Below are 1,339 nucleotides of genomic sequence, written 5' to 3' on the forward strand. Positions count from 1 at the left end.
GGGCGGCGGGTTGCGGTGGGCGGTGTTGGCCGGATGGGCATAGGGCCGCTGCGCGCCCCCCGACCGTGTCACCCCGGCGGTGCGGTTCCCTCGCCGCACGGCCGGGGCCGGTTGCGGGCTGCGGGCGGTAAGCATCGTGGCGGGGGCTCTGGCGGTGGGCCTGCGCCGTGGGCGTGAAGGTGTGGGTGTGGTGTCGGTGTGGTGTCGGTGTGGGGTGGGGTGGGGTCAGGCGGTGGTGAGCAGGCGCGGGCCGTCGGCGGTGATGGCGACGGTGTGTTCGACGTGGGCGGCGCGGCTGCCGTCGAGGGTGTGCAACGCCCAGCCGTCGGCGGCGGTGCGGTAGTCGTCGTGGCCGCCGGCGAGGAACATCGGTTCGAGGGCGAGGACGAGGCCCTCGCGCAGACGCAGGCCGCGTCCGGGGCGGCCGTCGTTGGGCACCGACGGTGGTTCGTGCATGGCGCGGCCGATGCCGTGGCCGCCGAAGTCGTGGGGGATGCCGTAGCCGGCGGCGCGTCCGACGGCGCCGATGGCCGCGCCGATGTCGCCTAGGTGTGCGCCGGGGATGGCGGCGGCGACGCCGGCGGCGAGTGCGCGGGTGGCGGTGTCGATGAGGTGGGTGTCGTCGGGGTGGGGGGTGCCGATGGTGAAGCTGATCGCGCTGTCGCCGACCCAGCCGGCCAGGGTGGCGCCGCAGTCGATGCTGACCAGGTCGCCGTCGCGCAGCGCGGTGTCGTCGGGGATGCCGTGGACGATGACGTCGTTGACCGATGCGCAGATGACCGCGGGGTAGGGGGTGGGGGCGAAGCTGGGCTGGTAGTGCAGGAACGCCGGGGTGGCGCCGGCGTCGGCGATGACGGTGCGGGCGAGTGCGTCGAGCTCGCGCAGGGTGACGCCGATGGCGGCGGCGTCGTGGACGGCGTCGAGGGCGCGGGCGACGACGGCGCCGGCGGCGGCCATGGCGTCGATCGCGGCGGGCGTTTTCAGTTCGATCATCCGGGTGGCCGTTCTGCTCACGCGGGGTGGCGACCACCACCCCGAATCCAATACAAATACCGGTATTACTATAGGGGTATGGTGCGGACGCCGTTGACGAGGGCTCAGCGTGAGCAGGGCGAGCGGCTCGGTGTGCTGCTGCGCGCGGCGCGTGGCCCGCGCAGCATGGCCGAGGTCGCCGCGGCGGCGGGGGTGTCCGCGGAGACGCTGCGCAAGATCGAGACGGGTCGGATCGCGACGCCGGCGTTCCTCACGGTCGCCGCGCTCGCCGCGACCCTCGGAGTGTCGCTGGATCTGCTGGCCGCGTCGTGCGCCGAGCCGGTGGCGCCGCGTCCCGCCCGGGCGC

Annotated in this window: 2 protein-coding genes; one reads left to right on the forward strand and one right to left on the reverse strand. The window is 74.7% G+C overall.

Annotation, left to right across the window (positions count from 1 at the left end; genetic code table 11):
* Positions 1 to 225: 225 nt before the first annotated feature.
* Positions 226 to 993, reverse strand: coding sequence for a type I methionyl aminopeptidase (gene map / locus MXD58_RS27690; protein ID WP_248840460.1), 768 nt, complete (start codon positions 991 to 993; stop codon positions 226 to 228).
* Between the two features lie 78 nt (positions 994 to 1,071).
* Here map and MXD58_RS27695 point away from each other — a divergent pair.
* Positions 1,072 to 1,339 (forward strand): helix-turn-helix domain-containing protein (locus MXD58_RS27695; protein ID WP_250611067.1); only part of this gene is annotated, 268 nt, incomplete at its 3' end.

Source organism: Frankia sp. AgKG'84/4 (genome assembly GCF_023242965.2).
Lineage (GTDB): Bacteria > Actinomycetota > Actinomycetes > Frankiales > Frankiaceae > Frankia.